General features: G+C 74.1%; 13 protein-coding genes. 9 read left to right on the top strand and 4 right to left on the bottom strand.

The window, feature by feature from the left end; genetic code table 11:
- The first annotated feature begins 124 nt into the window (after positions 1 to 124).
- From ACFU7Y_RS02035 to ACFU7Y_RS02000, 8 genes are all read left to right on the top strand, one after another.
- Complete coding sequence (locus tag ACFU7Y_RS02035; protein WP_224281609.1) at positions 125 to 1849, top strand: LCP family protein; 1725 nt, start codon at positions 125 to 127, stop codon at positions 1847 to 1849.
- 164 nt (positions 1850 to 2013) lie between these two features.
- Positions 2014 to 2508, top strand: coding sequence for an SRPBCC domain-containing protein (locus ACFU7Y_RS02030; protein ID WP_224281610.1), 495 nt, complete (start codon positions 2014 to 2016; stop codon positions 2506 to 2508).
- Between the two features lie 204 nt (positions 2509 to 2712).
- On the top strand, positions 2713 to 3513 hold the full coding sequence (locus ACFU7Y_RS02025) for a VOC family protein (RefSeq protein ID WP_224281611.1): 801 nt from the start codon (positions 2713 to 2715) through the stop codon (positions 3511 to 3513).
- 105 nt (positions 3514 to 3618) lie between these two features.
- Positions 3619 to 4365: an HAD family phosphatase gene (locus ACFU7Y_RS02020; protein ID WP_224281612.1), complete on the top strand. Its 747-nt coding sequence runs from the start codon at positions 3619 to 3621 to the stop codon at positions 4363 to 4365.
- On the top strand, positions 4362 to 6767 hold the full coding sequence (locus ACFU7Y_RS02015; RefSeq protein ID WP_380766065.1) for a glycoside hydrolase family 65 protein: 2406 nt from the start codon (positions 4362 to 4364) through the stop codon (positions 6765 to 6767). Before ACFU7Y_RS02020 ends, ACFU7Y_RS02015 begins: the two co-directional genes overlap by 4 nt.
- A 180-nt stretch (positions 6768 to 6947) precedes the next feature.
- Positions 6948 to 8681, top strand: coding sequence for a pyruvate dehydrogenase (locus ACFU7Y_RS02010; protein WP_224284784.1), 1734 nt, complete (start codon positions 6948 to 6950; stop codon positions 8679 to 8681).
- Positions 8682 to 8755: 74 nt separating this feature from the next.
- The gene (locus tag ACFU7Y_RS02005) at positions 8756 to 9391 is read left to right on the top strand and encodes a helix-turn-helix domain-containing protein (protein ID WP_224284785.1); all 636 of its coding nucleotides are present in this window, start codon (positions 8756 to 8758) and stop codon (positions 9389 to 9391) included.
- Positions 9392 to 9423: 32 nt separating this feature from the next.
- Positions 9424 to 9612, top strand: a complete 189-nt coding sequence (locus ACFU7Y_RS02000) for a DUF6126 family protein (RefSeq protein ID WP_224284786.1) — start codon at positions 9424 to 9426, stop codon at positions 9610 to 9612.
- A 200-nt stretch (positions 9613 to 9812) separates the two neighbouring features.
- Here ACFU7Y_RS02000 and ACFU7Y_RS01995 read toward each other — a convergent pair whose 3' ends face one another.
- Positions 9813 to 11246, bottom strand: coding sequence for a PLP-dependent aminotransferase family protein (locus ACFU7Y_RS01995; RefSeq protein WP_380766061.1), 1434 nt, complete (start codon positions 11244 to 11246; stop codon positions 9813 to 9815).
- Between the two features lie 173 nt (positions 11247 to 11419).
- Here ACFU7Y_RS01995 and ACFU7Y_RS01990 point away from each other — a divergent pair, with 173 nt between their 5' ends.
- Positions 11420 to 12130, top strand: coding sequence for an alpha/beta fold hydrolase (locus ACFU7Y_RS01990; RefSeq protein ID WP_224284192.1), 711 nt, complete (start codon positions 11420 to 11422; stop codon positions 12128 to 12130).
- On the opposite strand, the gene ACFU7Y_RS01985 is transcribed toward ACFU7Y_RS01990, so the two are convergent.
- The 3 genes from ACFU7Y_RS01985 to ACFU7Y_RS01975 all read right to left on the bottom strand — a co-directional run bounded on the left by ACFU7Y_RS01985 (position 12115) and on the right by ACFU7Y_RS01975 (position 14248).
- Positions 12115 to 13032 carry an undecaprenyl-diphosphate phosphatase gene (locus tag ACFU7Y_RS01985; RefSeq protein WP_224284191.1) on the bottom strand — a complete coding sequence of 306 codons (918 nt, stop codon included), beginning with the start codon at positions 13030 to 13032 and terminating at the stop codon, positions 12115 to 12117. The two genes, ACFU7Y_RS01990 and ACFU7Y_RS01985, sit on opposite strands and share 16 nt — an antisense overlap.
- Before the next feature lie 98 nt (positions 13033 to 13130).
- The gene (locus tag ACFU7Y_RS01980; RefSeq protein ID WP_224284190.1) at positions 13131 to 13346 is read right to left on the bottom strand and encodes a hypothetical protein; all 216 of its coding nucleotides are present in this window, start codon (positions 13344 to 13346) and stop codon (positions 13131 to 13133) included.
- 119 nt (positions 13347 to 13465) lie between these two features.
- Positions 13466 to 14248 (bottom strand): NRDE family protein, encoded by a 783-nt coding sequence (locus ACFU7Y_RS01975; protein WP_224284189.1) that lies wholly within the window; start codon positions 14246 to 14248, stop codon positions 13466 to 13468.
- Positions 14249 to 14274 lie beyond the last annotated feature (26 nt).

Genomic DNA, 14274 nt, shown 5'->3' with positions numbered 1-14274 from the left:
CTGGGAACGGTCCGGACCGTCTCTCTGTGTGCGGTGCGCCGGATCGTCAGGGGCGTCGCTTCCGTCGGTGAAAGGTACGCGCATGTCAGGTCGGAGGGGCGAGAGCCCGGCTCGGGGCGAAGGCGTGCCCGCGACGGAAGACGCCGCGGGCTCCGTGCCCTCCCCGCGTGCCGGCGGCCGGGCGGAGGCCCGTCGCGCCGCCCAGGGCAAGGGCGGACGCGGCGGTGGCGGCGGGAAAGCGGAGGCCGCGTCGGCGGGTGGTGGCCGGGCCGCCGCCCGCAAGAGCGCCAAGCCCAAGAAGAACGTGAAGAAGATCGTCGCCTGGTCGACGGCGGGCGTGCTGGTGGTCATCGCCGGCGTCGGCGGCGCGATCTACCTCAAGCTGAACGCCAACATCAAGTCCTTCGACGCCGACGCGATAGCCCGCAACCGCCCCCCGGAGGCGAAGGCCGACGCGGACGGCAACAAGCCGGTCAACATCCTGCTGATCGGTTCGGACAGCCGCGGCAAGAACAACGCCGACCTCGGCGGCGGCGAGGACGGCGGCGCCCGTTCGGACACCACGATCCTGTTGCACGTCTACGCCGATCACAAGCACGCCGTGGGGATCTCGATACCGCGCAACGCCAAGGTCGAGCTGCCGTCCTGCAAGTTGCCCAACGGCAAGTGGACCAAGGGCGGCAACACCGATCTGTTCAACGCCGCGTTCTCGATGGGCGGCAGCGACGACGGCAACCCGGCCTGCACCCAGAACACGGTGGAGAAGCTCACCGGCATCCGCGTCGACCACACCCTCGTGGTCGACTTCAACGGCTTCGCCTCGATGACCTCGGCCGTCAACGGCGTGGACATCTGCCTGCCGAAGCCGATCTACGAGGGTGACATCAACCCCAAGCTGAAGAAGAAGGGCGACCTCGTCCTTCCGCAGGGCAAGCAGACCGTGGAGGGCCAGAAGGCGCTCGACTACGTCCGGCTGCGGCACGGCATCGGCGACGGCTCGGACATCGGCCGGATGAAGCGCCAGCAGGCGTTCCTCGGTTCGCTCGCCAGCAAGATCAAGAAGGATGGGATGAACCCCACCACCCTTCTGCCGCTGGCCGACGCGGCGACCAAGTCCCTGGTCGTCGACCCCGGCCTGGACTCCGCCGACAAGCTGCTCTCCTTCGGCCTGTCGCTGAAGAACATCGACATGCACGACCTCAAGTTCGTGACGGTCCCGTGGCGTTACCGCACCCAGGACCAGGACCTCGACCTGGTCCAGGCGGACGCCGGCAAGCTCTGGGAGACCCTCAAGGCCGACCAGACCATCGACGGCCAGAACGCCACCGGCCAGCAGCCGGACGCCCCGGCCGACGGCACCAGCCCGGCTTCGCAGCAGCCCGCGCCGGCCACCACCCCGGCCGCCCCGGCCGGGGACACCGCCAACTCGGCGATCAGGGTGGCGGTCTACAACGGAACGACCGTCAACGGCCTGGCCGGCAAGGCGACCGAACAGCTGAAGGGCGCCAAGTTCACCGCCAGCACGGCGGGCCAGGCGGCCAGCACCAAGTACAAGGCCACCACGATCGAGTACGGCTCCGGGCAGAAGGCGAACGCCGAGAAGGTCGCCGCGCTGTTCCCGGGCGCCGGTCTGGAGACCAGCAGTGCCCGGGGCATCTCGGTGATCGTCGGCCAGGAGTACGCGGCCGCGATGGGGATGGCGCCCGGTGCCCCCGCAGGCGGCGGCGCGCCGTCCGCCGCCCCGGGCGTCCCGGCGCCCCCGCAGCCGCTGCCGACCACCATCACCAACGACGCCCGCTCCGCGGACGACGACATCTGCGCGAACACCAGCTACGGCAGCGGCGGCTGACCGCACCCGCCGGAACACGGGAGCACGGGGACGACCCCCGGGCCGGCGCCCTCCGGGGCGCGCGGGTCCGGGGGTCGTGCCATGGTGGGCCTGGGGCCCGGACGCCCCGGGGCCCGAACGCCTCCGGGCAGGGACCCAGCGGTCACCGCGAAAGGCGGACCCCCATGCCCGAGATCGCCCTCCAGCTCGACATCGCCGCACCCCGGGCCGTGGTGCTCGCCGCGCTCACCACGCACGACGGGCTGACCGCCTGGTGGACCACCGGCGTGGACCGCGACGGCGACGTCCTGCTGTTCGACTTCCCCGACGTCCCCGAGCCGTTCCGGCTGCGGGTGGAGCGGGCGGACCGGGACCGGGTGGTGTGGACCAACGCCGGCTCCTTCCCGCCGCACTGGGCCGGCACCTGGATCAGCTGGGAGCTGTCCGACCAGCCGGGCGCGTCCGACCAGCCCGCCACAGCCGACCGGTCCGGCGCGTCCGACCAGCCCGAGCGCACCCGGCTGCTGTTCCGCCACGGCGGCTGGCAGCCGGGCAGCGAGGAGGGCGTCCCGGCGGTGGCCGGCACCTGGGCCGAACTGCTGGTCCGGCTCAAGGACTACGCGCAGAGTGGCAAGGTGCAGCCGTACTTCGTCACCGCGCACCGCCACGACGCCCCGTGAAAACCCCGTGAACGCCCCGTGACGGTCCGGCCGCCGGTCGCCCGCAGGGCGCCGTCCGGTGGCGGGATCGCGGCGGCGGGCCGATGGTGGCGGTGTACCGCCGTCGTCCCGGCCGGGCCGGACCCCCACGCGGCCCGACCCGCCCGACGGCCCGACCGCTCCGACCACCACAGCCGGCCACCACCGCCTCCGGGAGGCCCAGCAATGCCCGTAGTCACCGATCCGTACATGCCCGGCACCCCGTGCTGGGTCGACCTGATGGCGAGCGACCAGCAGGCCGCGCTCGACTTCTACCGCGACCTGTTCGGCTGGCAGGGCAAGGTCGGCCCGGCCGAGTTCGGCGGCTACGCCGTGTGCCTGCTCAACGGCCGGCCGGTCGCCGGGATCATGGCGCAGATGGCGCCCGAGGGGCAGCCGACGCCGCCCGTCGCCTGGACCACCTACCTCGCCTCGGACGACGTCGACGCGGCCCGGGCATCCATCGCCGCGGCCGGCGGCACCCTCCTGTACGACCCGATGGACATCGGCACGATCGGCCGGATGCTGGTCGCCGCCGATCCGACCGGCGCGGTGTTCGGGGTCTGGCAGGCGATGGACTTCATCGGCGCGGGCGTGGTCAACGAGCCCGGCGCGCTGGTCTGGAACGAGCTCAACACTGCCGACACCGGCGCGGCCGGCCGCTTCTACCAGCCGGCCCTCGGGCTGCGCCCGGCCACCATCCAGGGCATGGACGGCTACTTCTCGCTCAATGTCGGCGACCGTACGGTGGGCGGCATGCAGGCGATCCCCGGCTACCTGGCGCCCGGCACGCCCTCGCACTGGATGACCTACTTCTCGGTGGACAGCACCGACTCCACGGTGGACGCCTTGGTCAAGGCCGGCGGCTCGGTGATCCAGCCGGCGTTCGACATGCAGTCCGGCCGGATGGCGGTGGTCCAGGACCCGCAGGGCGCGGCCTTCGCGGTCATCGAGGCGCCCGAGGCACAGATGCCCGACTCGCCGTAACGCCGTCCCGGCCCGGCAGTGCCGGGCAACCGGAAGCCGCCCTTCCCGCGACGCGCCGCCGGGAAATGGGCGGCTTCCCGCCCGTTCCCGGGTAAGACTGCACCCATGCTGGGGCTACCGGACGACATCCGTGCTTTCCTCTTCGACCTCGACGGGGTGCTCACCCAGACCGCGAAGGTGCACGCTGCGGCCTGGAAGGACACCTTCGACACCTTCCTGCGCGCCGAAGCCGTCCGAACCGGCGGGCAGTTCGTCCCCTTCGACGCCGTCACCGACTACGACACCTACGTGGACGGCCGCCCGCGCCTGGACGGCACCCGCGCGTTCCTGCTCAGCCGGGGCATCGAACTGCCCGAGGGCACCCCGGAGGATCCGCCCAACTCCCGTACCGTGCAGGGGATCAGCCGGGCCAAGAACGACACCGTGCTGCGGCTGATCCGGGAGCAGGGCGTCCAGCCGTACCAGGGCTCGGTCGACTACGTGCACCGGCTGCGCGCGGCCGGGCTGCCCAGCGCCGTGGTCTCCTCCAGCGCCAACTGCCGCGACGTGCTGCGGGCGGCCGGCATCGAGGAGCTGTTCGAGGTGATCGTGGACGGCAACGTGGCCAAGGCCGAGGGCCTGCCCGGCAAGCCCGCCCCCGACACCTATCTGTACGCCGCCCGCGCCCTCGGCGTCGAACCCGCCCACGCCGCGGTCTTCGAGGACGCGCTCGCCGGGGTCGCCTCCGGCCGGGCCGGCGGCTTCGGCGCGGTGGTCGGGGTGGACCGCGTCGGCCAGGCCGCCGAACTGCGCCGGGACGGCGCCACCGTGGTCGTCCGGGACCTCTCCGAGCTCCTGGGGGAGAAGGCATGAGTCCCGCGGACAACTTCGCGATCGACCCCTGGCAGATCACCGAACAGGGCCTGGACCTGACCTCGCTGGCCCGCGCCGAATCCGTCTTCGCGCTCTCCAACGGGCACATCGGCCTGCGCGCCAACCTGGACGAGGGGGAGCCGCACGGCCTGCCCGGCACCTACCTCAACGGCGTCTTCGAGCTGCGCCCGCTGCCGTACGGCGAGGGCGGCTACGGCTACCCGGAGTCGAGCCAGAGCGTCATCAACGTGACCAACGGCAAGATCATCCGGCTGCTGGTGGACGACGAGCCCTTCGACCTGCGCTACGGCGAACTCCTCAGCCACAAGCGTTGGTTGGACTTCCGCGAGGGCGTGCTGCACCGGGAGGCCGAGTGGACCTCTCCGGCCGGGCGGACGATCAGGGTGCGCTCCTCCCGGCTGGTCTCGCTCACCCAGCGCGCCGTCGCCGCCGTCGAGTACAGCATCGAGGCGGTGGACGGCCCGGTGCGGATCGTGGTCCAGTCCGAGCTGGTCGCCAACGAGCAGCTGCCCGGCGGCCCCGAGGGCGACCCGCGGGCCGCCGCCGTGCTGGAGGCGCCGCTGCACCCCGAGGCGCACCACGCCAGCGGCACCAAGGCCGTCCTGGTGCACCGCACCCGCTACAGCGGCATCCGGGTCGCGGCCGGGATGGACCACGTCATCGAGGGTCCGGAGAAGTCCGACACCGTCGCCGAGTCCGAGACCGACCAGTGCCGGATCAGCGTCACCACCGTGCTCAAGGCCGGACAGCGGCTGCGGCTGACCAAGTTCATGGCCTACGGGTGGTCCGGCACCCGCTCGCTGCCCGCCGTCCGGGACCAGGTGGAGGCCGCGCTGACCGCCGCCCGGTACACCGGCTGGGACGGGCTGGTCACCGAACAGGCCGACTTCCTCCGGGAGTTCTGGGAGACCAGCGACATCGAGATCGAGGGCGACGTCGAACTCCAGCAGGCCGTCCGGTTCGCGGTCTTCCACGTCCTGCAGGCCGGCGTCCGCAGCGAGGAGCGGGCCATCCCCGCCAAGGGGCTGACCGGGCCCGGCTACGACGGGCACAGCTTCTGGGACACCGAGACCTTCGTCCTGCCGGTGCTCACGTACTGCCTGCCCTCCGCCGTCAACCAGGCCCTGCGCTGGCGGCACACCACCCTGCCGCTGGCCCGCGAGCGGGCGGTCCAACTCGGCCTGTCCGGCGCCGTGTTCCCGTGGCGGACGATCCGCGGCGAGGAGTGCTCCGGGTACTGGCCGGCCGGCACCGCGGCCTTCCACATCAGCGCCGACATCGCCGCCGCCGTCGCCCGCTACGTCCGGGCCACCGGGGACGGGGAGTTCGAGCGCGACTACGGGCTCGAACTGCTCGTCGAGACCGCCCGGATGTGGCGCTCGCTCGGCCACCACGACGTGGCCGGGAAGTTCCGCATCGAGGGTGTCACCGGCCCCGACGAGTACAGCGCCGTCGCGGACAACAACGTCTTCACCAACCTGATGGCGCAGAGCAACCTGCTCGCCGCCGCCGAGGCCGCCGTCCGCCACCCGCACGAGGCCGCGCGGCTCGGCGTGGACACCGAGGAGACCGCCGCCTGGCGCGACGCGGCCGCCGCGATGTACATCCCGTACGACGAGGACCGCGGCATCCACCCGCAGGCCGACGGCTTCACCCACCACCAGGTCTGGGACTTCGAGCACACCCCGCCGGAGAAGTACCCGCTGCTGCTGCACTACCCGTACTTCGACCTGTACCGCAAGCAGGTGGTCAAGCAGGCCGACCTGGTGCTCGCCATGCAGGTCCGCGGCGACGCCTTCACCGACGAGCAGAAGGCCCGCAACTTCGCCTACTACGAGCGGCTGACCGTCCGGGACTCCTCGCTCTCCGCCTGCACCCAGGCGGTCATCGCCGCCGAGGTCGGCCAGCTCGACCTCGCCTACGACTACACGGCGGAGGCGGCGCTGATGGACCTGCACGACCTCGGCGGCAACACCCGCGACGGCCTGCACATGGCCTCGCTCGCCGGGGCCTGCATCGCCCTGGTGGCCGGCTTCGGCGGGCTGCGCGACCACACCGGGACGCTCTCGTTCCAGCCCCGGCTGCCGTCCGGGCTGATGCGGCTGAGCTTCTCGCTGCTGGTGCGCGGGCACCTGCTCGGCGTCGAGATCACCCACGAGCGGACGACGTACACGCTGCGCCGCGGCGAGGTTCTCGTCGTGCGGCACGACGGCGAGGCGGTCCGGGTCAAGTCCGGCTCCCCGGTCACCGTGCCGACCACCGCCCCGCCCGCCCAGGAGCGGGTCGCCCAGCCCCCGGGCCGCGAACCCGCCCGCCGCCAGCCCCAGGCCGGCCTCGCGGCGGGCAAGCTCGGCCAGCAGGACCACCTGGCGGCGGAGTAGGACCACGGCGGCGGGCGTGCGCACCGAACCCGGGGCGCACGCCACCCCGCCAGCCGTCCGGCCGCCCCGGCCCGGTCCCGCCCCGCGCCCCACCCTCACCCGTGCGGCCCACCCCGGCTGCGCCCGCCACCCCGCCGACGGAGGGTGCAGGTGTCCCGTGGCAACCGAAGGAGTGCAGCCGTGGCGAGCGTGGCCGAACAGATGGTGGAGGTGCTCCGGCAGGCCGGGGTGGAGCGGGTCTACGGCGTCGTCGGCGACAGCCTCAACCCCGTCGTCGACGCGATCCGCCGGGCCGACGGCATCAGCTGGGTGCACGTGCGCAACGAGGAGGCCGGCGCCTTCGCGGCCGCCGCCGAGGCCGAGATCTCCGGACGGCTCGCGGTCTGCGCGGGCTCCTGCGGCCCCGGCAACACCCACCTCATCCAGGGCCTCTACGACGCCCAGCGCAGCGGCCTTCCGGTGCTCGCGCTCGCCTCGCACATCCCGTCCGGGCAGATCGGCACCGGCTTCTTCCAGGAGACCCACCCCGAGCGGGTGTTCACCGACTGCAGCAACTGGTGCGAGATGCTCTCCACCCCTGCCCAGCTGCCCCGCCTGCTGCGGGTCGCGATCCAGCACGCGCTCGGCTCGCACGGCGTCTCGGTGCTCGCCTTCCCCGGGGACGTCGCCGCGCTCCCCGCCGCCGCACCCACCGGCACCAGCCACTTCCTCACCGAGCAGGCCGTCGCCGCGCCGCCCTGGTCCCAGGTGCAGGAGCTGGCCCGGCTGCTCAACGAGGCCCGCAAGGTCGTGCTGTTCTGCGGCGCCGGGGTGCGCGGGGCGCACACCGAGGTGCTGGCGGCCGCGCAGGCCCTGAACGCGCCGATCGGCCACTCCCTGCGCGGCAAGGAGTGGATCCAGTTCGACAACCCGTACGACGTGGGCATGAGCGGACTGCTCGGCTACGGCGCGTGCCACGAGGCGCTGCACTCCGCCGACCTGGTGCTGCTGCTCGGCACCGACTTCCCGTACGACTCCTTCCTGCCGCAGGCGCACACCGTCCAGGTCGACCACGACGCCACCCGGCTCGGCCGCCGCACCGCCCTCGACCTGGCCGTCCACGGCGACGTGGCCGCCACCCTGCGGGCCGTGCTGCCGCTGCTGGAGGCCAAGTCCGACCGGGCCTTCCTGGACGGGATGCTGCGCAAGCACTGCCGGGCGCTGGAGGACGTGATCGGTGCGTACACCCGGGACATCGAGAAGCACCTGCCGATCCACCCCGAGTACGTCGCCTCGGTGCTGGACGACGTGGCCGCCGAGGACGCGGTGTTCACCGTGGACACCGGCATGAACAACGTCTGGGCCGCCCGCTACCTCCAGCCCAACGGCCGTCGCCGGGTGATCGGCTCCTTCCTGCACGGCTCGATGGCCAACGCCCTCCCGCACGCGATCGGCGCCCAGGCCGCCTGCCCGGGGCGGCAGGTGGTCGCGATGGCGGGCGACGGCGGGATCGGCATGCTGCTCGGCGAGCTGCTCACGGTGGCCAAGCACCGGCTGCCGGTGAAGACGGTGGTCTTCAACAACGGCGCGCTCGGCATGATCAAGCTGGAGATGCTGGTCTCCGGCTACCCGGAGTCCGAGATCGACAACGGGGACGTGGACTACGCCGGGATCGCCCGGGCGATGGGCATCCAGGCCAAGCGGGTGACCGAGCCGTCCCGGGTCCGGGAGGTGCTGGCGGAGGCGCTGGAACGGCCGGGTCCGGCCCTGGTGGACGTGGTCACCGACCCCAACGCGCTGTCCATCCCGCCGCACATCACCGCCGCCCAGCTGAAGGGCTTCGCGCTGGCGGCGAGCAGGACGGTGCTCTCGGGCGGAGTCGGGCGCATGATCGACCTGGCGCGGAGCAACCTGCGGAACATTCCGCGGCCGTGAGCGCGGGTTCTCGGGCTGCTTGCCTCTGAGGCAAAATTCTTGCCTGTGCGGCACGCCGGGTGTCCACTGGACACATGACCAGCAGCTCCACCGGTGCCGCCGCCACGGGCGAACAGCTCGACGACCAGGAGGTCGCCGGCCTCGCCGCCCGCCTCCGTGAGCACCGGCTCAGCAGCCGTCTCACGCTGGAGGTGGCCGCCGGACGGGTCGGGCTCTCCCCAGCTTATCTGTCCCGGCTGGAGACCGGCCGCCGGCAGCCCTCGCTGCCCGTCCTGCTCGGCCTCGCCCGCGCGTACGGGACCTCGGTCTCCGGCCTGCTCGGCGAGACCCTGGCCGAACCGGACCCGGTCGTCCGCGGCGGCGCCATCGAGCCCGGTCGGGCCGGTGGCTGGGGCTACCGCCGGGCCGGCGCCCCCGGCCGCGCCATGCAGGCCCTGCGGGTCCACGTCCCGCCGGGCGTGCAGGACGCGGTGGTCCGGGTCCACCCGGGCGAGGAGTGGCTGTACGTCCTGAAGGGCGCGCTCCGGGTCACCCTCGGGGACCGCGTCCACCACCTCGCGGTGGGCGACTCCGCCCACTACGACTCGCTCACCCCGCACTGCATCGCCGCGGAGTCCGACGGCGACGTCGAACTGCTCTTCGTCCACACCCTGCTGCAGAGCCCCGGCGGCGAACTCTGCCTCGGCGGCGGCCCCGCCGCCGTTCACTGACCTGCCGTCAGAACACCCCGGAGGAGATCACCATGGCCGATCCCGCCACCACCGCCACCCCGGCCGCCGCGGCCGACACCGCCGCCGGTCCGAAGACCATCGACGCCGGCAAGTGGGCCAACAAGCGCGTCTACCACCGCCTGGTGCTCTACACCGTCGGCTGCCACGCCTTCGCCGGATTCATCATCCTCCTGTTCGAGCTCGGCAGCCGCAACAAGTAGTCCACACCCCCGACCGGCCGCCCGCCCCCGCCCCCGAGGGGGGCGGGCGGACCGCCCCCCGGACCGGCACCCCCTCCGCCGCAGTGCCGCCTCCGGCGACTGCGGCGCCCCGGAGGCCGCCCGTTCCCTGCCTGCCCGTCATGCCCCGCACGTCGGTTCGGGGGATGCCGGCGCGGCCGAAGCCCCGCCCACCCTCCCCCTCACGCCCTGCGCAGCAGTTCGCAGAGGGCCTGCACCGCCGCCGGGAAGGCGTGATCCGGCGGGGCGGCGTAGCCGATGACCAGGGCGGGTGGGGCGGTGTCGGCGGGGGACGGTGCGGCGCGGTGCCAGGTGAGGCCGTTGAGGGAGAGGCCGGCCCGCTGGGCACGGGCGAGGAGTTCGGTTTCGGGGGTGGAACCGGGCGGCAGCTGGAGGACGGCGTGCAGGCCGGCCGCGATGCCGGTGACCCGGATGTGCGGGGCGCGTTCGGCGAGCGCCGCGACCAGGTGGTCGCGGCGGCGCCGGTAGTGCAGCCGGCAGCGCCGCACGTGGCGGTCGTACGTGCCGGAGGTGATCAGCTCCGCCAGCGTCAGCTGGTCCAGCACCGGGGACATCGTGTCGGCCAGCGCCTTCAGCCGGGCGACCGGTTCGACCAGCGCGTCCGGCAGGGCCAGCCAGGCCAGTCGCAGGCCCGGTGCGAGGCTCTTGGCGGCCGTTCCGGCGTACACCACCCGTTCCGGGTCCAGCGCCTGCATCGCGCCGAGCGGCTGCCGGTCGTAGCGGAACTCGCCGTCGTAGTCGTCCTCGATGACGTACCGGTCGTGCTCCCGCGCCCACCGCACCGCTTCCGCCCGCCGGCCGGCGGACAGCGCGGCGCCGGTGGGGAACTGGTGGGCCGGGGTGAGCAGGACGGCGTCGGCCCGGTTGCCGAGCCGGTCGACCACAGCGCCGTCCGCGTCCAGCGGCACCGGGGCGGTGGCGAGCCCGGCGGCCCGGGCGACCGCGTGCTGCGGCGGCAGCCCGTACTCCTCGACGCCCAGCGTGCGGGCGCCGCGTTCCCGCAGGGCGGCGCAGAGCAGGCCGAGGCCCTGGGTGACGCCGGTGCAGACGAGCAGGTGGTCCGGGTCGGTGCGGACGCCGCGGACCCGGGCCAGGTAGTGGGTGAGCGCCTGCCGCAGTTCGATCCGGACGAGCGGGCTGCCGTAGTCGAGGGCCTCGTGCGGTGCGGTGGCGAGGGCGCGGCGGGCGGCGGTGAGCCAGGCGGTGCGGGGGAAGAGCGAGACGTCGGGCCGTCCGGACATCAGGTCGTACCGGGCCGTCTGCCGCCGCGGCGCCGTCCGGGCCGCCGGCCGCCGGCCCTGGACCGGCTCCGGCACTGCTCGCCGGGCGACGGTGGTGCCGGAGCCCTGCCGGGAGCTGAGCCAGCCCTCCGCGGTGAGCTGGCCGTACGCCTCGACCACGGTGTTGCGGGCGATCCCGAGGTCCTCGCCGAGTGCCCGGGAGGACGGCAGGCGGGTGCCGGGGGCGAGCCGCCCGTCCTGGACGGCTTCGCGCAGCGCGTCCTCCAGGGCGGCCCGCAGCCCGGCACCGGCGGCCCGCCGTTCGGTGAGGTCGAGGTGCAGGTCGCCGCCGAAGGAGGTCCAGGAGGTGCTCACGGCCCCATTCTCGCGTGGCCGGGTGTGGTGCCCCGTGAACCGCCCGTGACGACCGCCGCCTTCCCCGCCGGCCGGAGGCCGGCCCGCCCGGTGCAGCCACCACGTTTCCTCCACGTCCTGTTTCCCGCCGCTGCCCGGGCCGCCCGGGTGCCCGACGCGCTACGGTGCTGCGCATGGCGAACTTTGTACTGGTGGCGGGGGCCTGGCTCGGTGCCTGGGCGTGGGACGAGGTCGCGGCGGAGCTGCGCGCGGCCGGGCACGGGGCGTACCCGTTGACGCTCTCCGGGCTCGCGGAGAAGCGCGGCACGCCTGCCGGGCAGCAGGCGCACGTGGCCGACGTCGTCGCCGGCGTGGAGCGGCTGGACCTGCGCGACGTGGTGCTGGTCGGGCACAGCTACTCGGGCATCCCGGTGGGCCAGGCCGCCGAACGGATCGGCGACCGGCTGGCCGGGCTGGTCCTGGTGGACGCCAACGTGCCGGTGGCGGGGGAGTCCTTCGCCGACCAGATGCCGGAGCCGGCCGCGCTGCGGGCGGACCTCGCCGCGCACGGGGGCTGGTGGCCGCCGCTGCCGCCGGCCGAGTTCGCCGAGCAGGGGCTGACGGTCGATCAGATCACCCGGATCGCCGCGGGGGCGACTGCGCACCCGGGCCCCTCGCTGACCGAACCCGCTGTCCTGGAAGGCCCGTTGAGCGCGCTCCCGGCGGTGTACGTGAAGTGTCTGCTGGACTGGCCGGAGCCGCCGCCGGTGGCCGCCGAACTGGTCGCGGAGGGCCACTGGCGGCTGGTGGAGCTGGACACCGGGCACTGGCCGATGTTCTCCCGGCCGGCCGAGCTCGCGCGGGTCCTGGCCGAGGCGGCTCGGACGGGTCAGAGCGAGAGGTAGACCGCGCTGCCGGCGCCGGCCAGGAAGCAGTAGAGCGCGAACGGCGTCAGGCTGCGGGTCTCGAAGTACCTGGTGAGGAACCGCACCGAGACGTAGCCGGCCACGAAGGCGGCGAGGCTGCCGGCGAGGACCGGGCCGAGCACGCCGGAGTTCTCCGGCCTGAACAGCTCGGGCACCTTCAGGACCGAGGCGGCCAGGATGACCGGGGTGGCGAGCAGGAAGGAGAACCGGGCGGCGTCCTCGTGGTGCAGCCCGCGCAGGATGCCGGCGCTCATGGTGACGCCGGAGCGGCTGATGCCCGGGAACAGGGCGAGGATCTGCGCGGCGCCGATCCAGGCGCCCTGCCCGTAGCCCAGCCTGGTGAGCCGGTGGTCGGAGGCGACCGCCGGGTCCACGCCCGGTTCGTCGGCGGGGGCGGCGTGTCCGGCCCGGCGGCGGCCGGTGCCGCCGCGCTTGAGCCGCTCGGCGCCGAGCAGGACGAGTCCGTTGAGGGCGAGGAACACCGCGGCCGGGACGGGCTTGCCGAGCGCGTTGCGCAGGGCCTTCTCCAGCGCGAGGCCGGCCACGCCGACCGGGATGGTGGAGAGGACGAGCAGCCAGGCGAGCTTCTCGTTGCGGGTCTCCACCCGGCGGTGCCGGATCGAGCCGAGCAGCCCGTCGATGACCCGGACCCAGTCCCTGCGGAAGTAGACCACCAGCGCGAGCGCGGTGGCCAGGTGCAGGGCGACCAGGGCGGCGAGGTACGAGGAGCCCTCGGCGGTCATGTCGAGGTCGTGCTGGATCCTTCCGCCGACCAGGGCGGGCAGCAGGATGCTGTGGCCGAGGCTGGAGACCGGGAAGAGTTCCGTCACGCCCTGGAGCAGGCCGACGCCTATCGCTTCCGGGTAGGTCAGGGTCGACATCGCGCACCTTCGCTCGGGGGTCGGTGGCCGGCCGGGGCCGGGGCCCTCGCGAAGCTACTACGGGCATGTAGACGTTCGCCAACCCCGCCGTCAGAAGTTCACCGACCGTACGGCTGCGGGACACCGGGGCCGAGGTGCCCGATCAGCGCCGCTGCCACGGCGGCCAGGACGGTGGCGGACGGGACGGCCCGGTGCGCCGCGTCGCAGAGCAGCACGACGGCGGTCACCGCGGCCGGCATGCCCACCAGCGGCAGGGCGACGGTCAGCACGGCGAGCAGACGGCGGGGGCGGTGCGGGGGGTCCGGGCGTGTCACAGCGGCTCTCCTTCGGGCTCGACCCGCGCCACGATGCCGCCTCCCGCGGCGTCAGGTTCAAGTCCTTTTCCGCCGCCGGGGCGGTGCCGGTCAGTCCGATGCCTCCGGGGTGGTGCCGGTCAGTGCGCCGCCACCCGCCGCCAACCGGGACCGTCCGCGGCCACCGGCGCGGTCGCGAAGTCGTAGCGCAGCAGGTCCGGCCCGAGCGCGAGCAGCGAGACCGACGAGGAGCCCCAGATCCGCCCGTCGCCGAAGTCCCGCCGCTGGATCAGCGCGGCGTCCGCGTCCGGCGCCAGCCCGTCCCCGGCGACGATCGGCAGCCATCCGCCCCAGGCCGCCGTGGCCGTCCCCTCGGCGGTCGGCTCGGGCCGGGGCTCGTCGGTGAAGCGGGCCCGGAAGTGGGCGGCCCGCGCGGCCATCAGTGCGCGGATCCGCGCGGAGGTGGTGCGGCCGGCCGCCAGGCCCTCCAGCCCGTCGTTGAGCACCACGCTCAGGCCGGACGGCAGTTCGCGCTCCTCCAGCCGTCCGGCGCCCCAGCTGAACACCCGGGCGCCGTCGGCCCGGACCAGGACGAGGTGGAACGGGTCGTACGGGGTGAGGTCGAGGTGGCCGATCCCGCCCTCCCGGACGGCGGTGAGCGGCAGCCGGCCGCGGGTGCGGCGGGCGTCGGTGGGGGCGAGCGGGCCGAAGCCGTTCAGCAGGCAGGCGGCGGTGCGCCGGCCGGGGTCGACGGCCAGCCAGGTGCCGCCGGCCGCGAGGTCCAGTCCGCCGAGCAGTTCGGGTCGGTCCGGCCAGTGGTGGTCCGGCGGAAGCCAGGCGCGGCCCAGGTACTCGTCCCGGACGGACAGCAGCAGCACCGGGACGGCCGCTCCCGGCTCGATGCTGACGAACGCCGTGCACACGGCGTACCCCCTGACCTCGTCCTGTC

Source organism: Kitasatospora sp. NPDC057542, assembly GCF_042801945.1.
Classification (GTDB): Bacteria; Actinomycetota; Actinomycetes; order Streptomycetales; family Streptomycetaceae; genus Kitasatospora.
Note: the sequence above shows the minus strand (reverse complement) of the source record. Positions and strands in the feature narration are given on the sequence as shown.

Bases quoted from the DNA above. Each gene is read 5' to 3' on its own strand.
- ACFU7Y_RS02030 (WP_224281610.1), top strand. From the start codon at position 2,014: ATGCCCGAGATCGCCCTCCAGCTCGACATCGCCGCACCCCGGGCCGTG.
- ACFU7Y_RS01985 (WP_224284191.1), bottom strand. From the start codon at position 13,032: ATGTCGACCCTGACCTACCCGGAAGCGATAGGCGTCGGCCTGCTCCAG.
- ACFU7Y_RS01990 (WP_224284192.1), top strand. From the start codon at position 11,420: ATGGCGAACTTTGTACTGGTGGCGGGGGCCTGGCTCGGTGCCTGGGCG.
- ACFU7Y_RS02020 (WP_224281612.1), top strand. From the start codon at position 3,619: ATGCTGGGGCTACCGGACGACATCCGTGCTTTCCTCTTCGACCTCGAC.
- ACFU7Y_RS02025 (WP_224281611.1), top strand. From the start codon at position 2,713: ATGCCCGTAGTCACCGATCCGTACATGCCCGGCACCCCGTGCTGGGTC.
- ACFU7Y_RS02000 (WP_224284786.1), top strand. From the start codon at position 9,424: ATGGCCGATCCCGCCACCACCGCCACCCCGGCCGCCGCGGCCGACACC.
- ACFU7Y_RS02015 (WP_380766065.1), top strand. From the start codon at position 4,362: ATGAGTCCCGCGGACAACTTCGCGATCGACCCCTGGCAGATCACCGAA.
- ACFU7Y_RS02005 (WP_224284785.1), top strand. From the start codon at position 8,756: ATGACCAGCAGCTCCACCGGTGCCGCCGCCACGGGCGAACAGCTCGAC.